This window comes from Dermacoccus sp. UBA1591, from assembly GCF_002322065.1.
Classification (GTDB): Bacteria; Actinomycetota; Actinomycetes; order Actinomycetales; family Dermatophilaceae; genus Dermacoccus; species Dermacoccus nishinomiyaensis.
In genome coordinates this window covers 20,550-27,056 of the sequence record NZ_DCNR01000108.1, presented here as the reverse complement: position 1 = coordinate 27,056, position 6,507 = coordinate 20,550, and the positions used below count along the sequence as shown (strand labels likewise).

At 68.7% G+C, this 6,507-nt stretch carries 8 protein-coding genes; 3 read left to right on the top strand and 5 right to left on the bottom strand.

Translation table 11 applies throughout. The features are described 5' to 3' along the window. The 3 genes from B2284_RS12015 to hisC form a co-directional block, all read right to left on the bottom strand. Positions 1-903, bottom strand: a 903-nt coding sequence (locus B2284_RS12015) for an alpha-ketoacid dehydrogenase subunit beta (RefSeq protein WP_286697567.1), incomplete at its 3' end; no start/stop codon positions are given. Continuing rightward, positions 900-2,117 carry a thiamine pyrophosphate-dependent dehydrogenase E1 component subunit alpha gene (locus tag B2284_RS12010; RefSeq protein WP_275439148.1) on the bottom strand — a complete coding sequence of 406 codons (1,218 nt, stop codon included), beginning with the start codon at positions 2,115-2,117 and terminating at the stop codon, positions 900-902. The genes B2284_RS12010 and B2284_RS12015, both read right to left, overlap by 4 nt. 251 nt (positions 2,118-2,368) lie before the next feature. After that, complete coding sequence (gene hisC / locus B2284_RS12005) at positions 2,369-3,475, bottom strand: histidinol-phosphate transaminase (protein WP_074039691.1); 1,107 nt, start codon at positions 3,473-3,475, stop codon at positions 2,369-2,371. Positions 3,476-3,575: 100 nt separating this feature from the next. Here hisC and B2284_RS12000 point away from each other — a divergent pair, with 100 nt between their 5' ends. Further along, positions 3,576-4,631: an alpha/beta hydrolase gene (locus B2284_RS12000; RefSeq protein ID WP_074039689.1), complete on the top strand. Its 1,056-nt coding sequence runs from the start codon at positions 3,576-3,578 to the stop codon at positions 4,629-4,631. A 68-nt stretch (positions 4,632-4,699) separates the two neighbouring features. Continuing rightward, positions 4,700-5,104: a phage holin family protein gene (locus B2284_RS11995; RefSeq protein ID WP_038566662.1), complete on the top strand. Its 405-nt coding sequence runs from the start codon at positions 4,700-4,702 to the stop codon at positions 5,102-5,104. Between the two features lie 3 nt (positions 5,105-5,107). On the opposite strand, the gene B2284_RS14535 is transcribed toward B2284_RS11995, so the two are convergent. Further along, the gene (locus B2284_RS14535) at positions 5,108-5,527 is read right to left on the bottom strand and encodes an NUDIX domain-containing protein (RefSeq protein ID WP_353887039.1); all 420 of its coding nucleotides are present in this window, start codon (positions 5,525-5,527) and stop codon (positions 5,108-5,110) included. A 67-nt stretch (positions 5,528-5,594) separates the two neighbouring features. Here B2284_RS14535 and B2284_RS14530 point away from each other — a divergent pair, with 67 nt between their 5' ends. After that, positions 5,595-5,882: a pentapeptide repeat-containing protein gene (locus B2284_RS14530; RefSeq protein WP_354082245.1), complete on the top strand. Its 288-nt coding sequence runs from the start codon at positions 5,595-5,597 to the stop codon at positions 5,880-5,882. On the opposite strand, the gene B2284_RS11985 is transcribed toward B2284_RS14530, so the two are convergent. Beyond that, positions 5,819-6,394: a DivIVA domain-containing protein gene (locus B2284_RS11985; protein WP_286697566.1), complete on the bottom strand. Its 576-nt coding sequence runs from the start codon at positions 6,392-6,394 to the stop codon at positions 5,819-5,821. The two genes, B2284_RS14530 and B2284_RS11985, sit on opposite strands and share 64 nt — an antisense overlap. Positions 6,395-6,507 lie beyond the last annotated feature (113 nt).

Sequence of the window (6,507 nt, the reverse complement as noted above, 5' to 3'; positions counted from 1 at the left end):
GCGCTCCTGCAGGAGCGCTGCCAGCTCGGCGCCCACGCCGTACGAGCGTGCGGCCTCGTGCACGATGACGGCGCGGCCGGTCTTGCGCACGGACTCGCAGATCGTCTCCTCGTCGATCGGCGACAGCGTGCGCAGGTCGATGACCTCGAGCGAGCGACCCTCCGCCTCGGCGGCCGCGGCGACGTCGAGGCACGTGCGCACCATCGGGCCGTACGCGAGCAGCGTCAGGTCGGTGCCCTCGCGCAGCACCTCGGCCTCGAACAGGCCGCGAGCGGGGCCGGCGGCGAGGTCGAGCTGGTCGGGGCTGGGCTCGTGGTAGCGGCGCTTGGGCTCGAAGAAGATGACCGGGTCGTCGCAGTCGATGGCCTGACGCATCATCCAGTACGCGTCGACGGGGCGCGAGCAGACCACGACGCGCAGGCCGGCGGTGTGCGCGAAGTACGCCTCGTTCGACTCGCTGTGGTGCTCGACGGCGCCGATGCCGCCGCCGAACGGGATGCGGATGACCATGGGCAGCTTGACGGCGCCCTCGGTACGGTTGTGCACCTTGGAGACCTGGCTGACGATCTGGTCGAACGCCGGGTACACGAACCCGTCGAACTGGATCTCGACGATCGGGCGGTACCCGCGCATCGCGAGGCCGACGGCCGAACCGACGATGCCGGATTCGGCCAGCGGCGGGTCGATGACGCGCTCGCCGAACTCCTTCTTCAACCCGTCGGTCAGGCGGAAGACGCCACCGAGCTCGCCGACGTCCTCACCGATGACGACGACCTTGTCGTCGGCCGCCATCGCGTCGTGCATCGCCGCGTTGAGCGCCTTGGCAAGGGAGAGCTTCGGGGCCTTCTTGGGTTTCGCGGCCTTCTCGGCGCCGGGGGCCGTGCTCGTGGAAGCGCCGCTCATGCTGCATCGTCCTCGAAGGAGGCGAGGTAGGCCGCGAACTCGTCGCGCTGAGCGGTGAGCTGGTCGTCCATGACCGTGTAGGCGTGGTCGAACATCGCCGTCATCTCCGGGTCGGGCATCTCGAGGCACGAGCGGCGCCACTCGGCGGCGAGCTCCTTCGCCTCGGCGTCGACGTCGTCGAAGAACGCCGCGTCGGCGTGGTTCTCGCGCTCGAGCAGCGAACGCAGACGTGCGATCGGATCCTTTGCCTTCCACGCCTCGACGTGTGCCGAGTCGCGGTAGCGCGACGGGTCGTCGGACGTCGTGTGCGCGCCCATGCGGTAGGTGAACGCCTCGACGAGCGTCGGGCCGAGCCCGCTGCGCGCGTTGTCGAGGCTGCGACGGGTGACGGCGTACGTCGCGAGGACGTCGTTGCCGTCGGTGCGCACGCCGGGGAAGCCGAAGCCGTCAGCGCGCTTGTAGGGCGGGATGATGAACTGACGCGTGTTCGGCTCGCTGATCGCCCAGCCGTTGTTCTGGATGAAGAAGACCATCGGCGAGTGGTTGACGGCCGCGTAGACCATCGCCTCGTTGAAGTCGCCCTGGCTCGTGCCGCCGTCGCCGGTGAATGCCATGACGGCCGCGTCGACGTTCACGTCCCCCGTGCCGACGACACCGTCGAGGCGCAGGCCCATGGCATAGCCGACGGCGTTGAGCATCTGGTTGCCGATGACGATCGTCGAGGTGTTGAAGTTGTGCTTGCGCGGGTCGTGGCCGCCGTGCGTGACGCCGCGGTAGAGCGCGAAGACCTGGCTCGGCTGGATGCCGCGGCAGAACGCGACGCCGTGCTCGCGGTAGCCGGGGAAGCCGTAGTCCTGCTCGCGCAGCGCGTGGCCGGCGGCGACCTGGGCGGCCTCCTGGCCGAGCAGCTGCGGCCACAGGCCGAGCTCGCCCTGGCGCTGCAGGCTGTAGCCCTCGATGTCGAATCGGCGCACCAGCACCATGTCGCGGTACATCGCGCGCACCTCTTCGGCCGTGATGGCCTTGAGCGCTTCCATGTAGGGCTCATTGACGCTCGTCATCGGCGAGCGGGTGCCGTCGGGTGCGATGAGCTGCACCATGTCGGGGCCGCCGTCGGTGATGTCCGGCTTGCCGTCGAGGGCATGACCGGCCACGTGCGTCACCCCATCGAGGTGCGCTGCGTGATTGGTGCGCGAAGCGTCGGGAATCGTCATCGTTTCCTCCTTGCGCGACGTCGCCCTGAGTGCGGGGCGCGAGGCGTTCGGGGGTGACGTCACGGAGTGCGGGACGCCACCACAGGGCTTGTGACGCAGGTCACGCCACCTAGGAGACGCTACCTGGCTACCGACGAGTAATTCGCATCCGAACGACGGTTTCTTCGGCCAGGTTCACAGTCGTATCGAGGCGCGAAACCCCCGTCTCACGATGTGATCGGCATCACTCGAATCTAGCCCGAAGAGACGACTCACCCCGCGTAGAAGCGCGTCACGACGTCGATGAGACGGTCGTTGGCCTCGACCTCGGCGATCGTGCAGCGCACGCCGTCACCGTCGAACGGGCGCACGACGAGACCGTTCTCGTCCGCGAAGGCGGCGAACTCGAGTGCCCGCTCGCCGAGCGGCAGCCACACGAAGTTGGCCTGCGTGTCGGGGATGTCGACGCCCGCCTCGCCCAGGGCGTCGACGACGCGTCGGCGCTCAGCGACGAGGGCGACGACGCGCTCCTGCAGTTCGTCGAACGCTGCGATGCTGGCGATGGCGGCCTTCTGCGCCATGTCACTCACGCCGAACGGGGTGGCCGCCTTGCGCAGCGCCGTCGTGATGCGCGGGCGCGCCAACGCGTAACCGACGCGCAGCCCCGCGAGGCCGTAGGCCTTCGAGAAGGTCCGCAGGACGACGACGTTGGGAAACTCGCGGTAGATGGCGAGCGCGTCCGGCGCATCGTCCGCGACGACGAACTCGAGGTAGGCCTCGTCGAGCACGACGAGCAGATCCTCCGGCAGCGACAGCAGGAACGCGCGCAACTCGTCAGCACGCACGCTCGGGCCCGTCGGATTGTTGGGTGTGCAGACGATGAGCAGCCGCGTGCGATCGGTGACGGCAGCCGCCATCGCATCGAGGTCGTGCCGCGCGTCGGCGTCGAGCGGCACCTGCACCGAGCGCGCCCCCGCGAGCGCGACGACGATCGGGTACGCCTCGAACGAGCGCCACGCGTAGACGACCTCGTCGCCCGGCTCGCACGTGATCTGGATGAGGGAGGCGAGGACGCCCACCGAGCCCGTGCCGAAGCTCACCTCGTCGGCGCTCACACCCACCCGCTGCGCCAGGGCGTGCGTCAACTCCGACGACGCCATGTCCGGGTAACGGTTCATCGTCGACGCGGCCTCGCGCACGATGTCGAGCACGGACGGCAGCGGCGGGTACGGGTTCTCGTTGCTGGAGATCTTGAACACGCTCGTGACGCCGCGCTCCGAATCCTCCGCGGCCGTGGCCGCCGGCCTGCCCGGCTTGTAACCCGGCACGGAATCGAGGGTGGTGCGCAGACGGACGGGGGTCTCCAGCGATTCGCTCATGCTCCCAGCCTAGGCCGCGCGAGGTTTCCAGATGTTCTTCATCGTTCCCCCAGCAAGGGCACCTTTAATGACGCCGAGAATCAGATCAGGGGAGGCCACCTTGTCCATCACCAGCCCGACGCTGCTCACCCTCGTGGTGATCGGTGCCGTCATCGTGCCACTGGCGCTCGTCCTGGTGCGCCAGCGCACGAAGGCGACGTGGCAGCGCGCCGTCGGCAGTTGGGTGGCGGTCGTCGTCGCCCAGGTGCTCGCCGTCGCCTCCCTCGGGCTGTACGTCAACCGTCAGTACGGTTTCTACTCGAGCTGGGACGACGCGCTCGGCAAGACGGACAACGGCGCGGCCGCCATCGCCGCCGGTGGTGTCGACGCCAGCTCCGCCGGCAGCGGCAGCTTCGAGTCGTTCCCCATCACCACGCCGGGCGGTGGCACCGCGCAGAGCGTCGCGTGGTTGCCGCCGGGCTACCACGACAAGGCGAACGCCAACAAGCGTTACCCCGTCCTCGTCGTGCTGCCTGGCTACGCCAACACGGTCGGCTCCACCGTCGAGAACCTCAACTTCGGTCAGACGGCGAGCGCTCTGGTCGAGAAGGGGACGACCGCCCCGTTCGTCGCCGTGTTCGCGCCCTACCAGACGGTGCAGGGACGCGACACCGAGTGCACCAACATCACGCACGGCCCCCAGGAACTGACGTTCCTGACGCGGACGGTGCCCAACGCCATCCGTTCGCACCTGCGAGTCGCCAAGGAGTCGAAGCAGTGGTCGGCGCTGGGCTGGAGCACCGGCGGGTACTGCGCGGCAAAGGCGCTCTACACCCGTTCCGGTTCACCATGGGGCTCGGCAGTCTCGATGGGTGGGTACTTCGAATCGATGACGGACGGAACGACGGGCGACCTCTACCGCTCGAAGAGTGAGCGCGACCTCAACTCCCCGTCCCACCTCTACCGCCTCTACCAGATGCCCACGACGCGCATGCTCGTCGTCGCGAGCCGTGAGGACAAGGCGACCTGGACCACCTCGAAGCGCATGGCCGACCTGGCCAAGGCCGATCCGCACGTGTCGGCGATGTGGATCGCGCACGGCGGGCACAACTACAACACGTACGTCCCCCACCTGGGCGAGATGATCCAGTGGGCGTTCACCCAACCGCAGACCTGAGGCCGGCCGTCAGCGAGCGCGCCGCTCAGATCGAGGAAACATTCAGCCCTACGGGGCAGAGTGGGTTCATGCGCACACTCGTCAAGGTCGCCATCAACGCGGCCGCCATCTGGGTGGCCGCCGCCCTGCTCGAGGGCATGACGCTCGCGGACGGGTTCACGACGAACTCGACGAAGCTGGTCACGGCACTCGTCGTCGGCGCACTCTTCGGCGTCGTCAACGCGCTCGCGCGGCCCCTCGCGAAGCTGCTCGGGCTGCCGTTCCTCATCCTGACGCTCGGGTTGTTCATCTTCGTCATCAACGCGGCGATGCTCATGCTGACGTCGTGGCTGGCGGGTCAGCTCGGCTTCGCGTTCCACATCGACCGCTTCTGGCCGACCGCTGTCGTCGGCGCCGCCATCGTGTCGGTCGTGTCATGGGTCCTCGGGCTCATCATCGACCCGGACGACGAGCGCAGCGACTACCGCGTCTGAGGCTCAGGCCCAGCCCGGCTCGTCACCGTTCTCGAGGTAGACACCGCTCTCGCCGTTCTCGATCGCCGTGACGGCGCGCCGGATCACCTTGGCGGTGTAGGCCGCGACGCGGTCGTCGAGTTCGTCGAGGCCGACGAAGTGGATGCCGGCGATCTCCTTGCGCTGCAGCGCGAATTCGCCTGCCGGACGGTCGAGTTCGACGTCGAACAGGTAGAGCATCGCGTCGTCCCAGCCGCGCCACGGCGGCAGCCACGACACGACACGCAGACCTGTGATCGTCGCCGTCGCGCCGAGTTCCTCCGCGATCTCCCGCACGAGGGCGTGCGCCGGTGACTCGTGCGGGTCGACGACACCGCCGGGCAGATCCCAGAACTTCTTGTACGACAACTGACACAGCATGACCCGACCCTCGGCGTCACGCACGAGCCCCTGTGTGATGGTGCGCGTGCGCGGCAGCTTGCGGTTGAGGTAGACCGCCGCCTTCGAGACAGTGTTCTCGTCGGGCAGGCCCTCGGCGTCGACCTCGGCGCGCGTCGCACGACGCAACTCGTCGGCCCCTGCAGGTGTGCCGCTCTGCGCGGCGTCGTCGACCGGCGAGCTCGTCGCGGGGGCTGACTTCTCATCGCCTGAGTTCTCGAGGGCGCGGTTCTCGGGAGCCTGGTTCTCAGGGGCCCGGCTGTCGTGGGCGGGCTTGTCGGGATCGGTCATCGCTCGTCATCCCTCCGGTCGCAGGTGGGCGATCTCGTCGAGGAAGTCGTCGACTTCCTTCGGGTCGTAGCCGCGCCGCAAGCCCGACGACGCGAAACGCGCCTGCGCCGGGTCGGGCAGCTCGACGCCGCGGCGCATCGCGACGACGACGGAGTCGAGGTAGTCGTCGACGTCGCTCTCGTCGTAGCTCGTCGCCGTGCGCCGCAGCAACGTGAAGTGCTTGTCGCGCACGCGATCCATCTGCTGCGAACTCCAGCGCGGCGCGCCGTCACGCACCCCCGCGAAGGCCGCCAGTTCGGCTTCCTGAGCGCGACGTGCCACGTCCTGCGGATCCTCGATCGGCGTGGTGCGTCGCCACACCGACAGCACGGTGCGCAGACCGTCGACCTGCCCGAGGTTCAACCCGCCGCGCGCGGTGCGCCGCAGTACCATCGCATCGAGGTCGGGCAGCGGCTTGCCGGCTCTCATCGCGATGACGGCGCGACGGCGCAGGCGCTCGACGTCCTCACGTTCGTACCCGATGGTGCTCGGCGCGAAACGCGCTCCTTCGACGTAGGCGATCTGCTCGGAACTCCACGACATGCCCCCACCTTTTCACGTCCTCGCAAACCCCGCCCGCCGACGATCCGTGCTTGGCTGAGCCAAGAGCGTGAGTCGCACCCTAAGCGCGATCGGCGCAGGCGACGCGGCTGCTG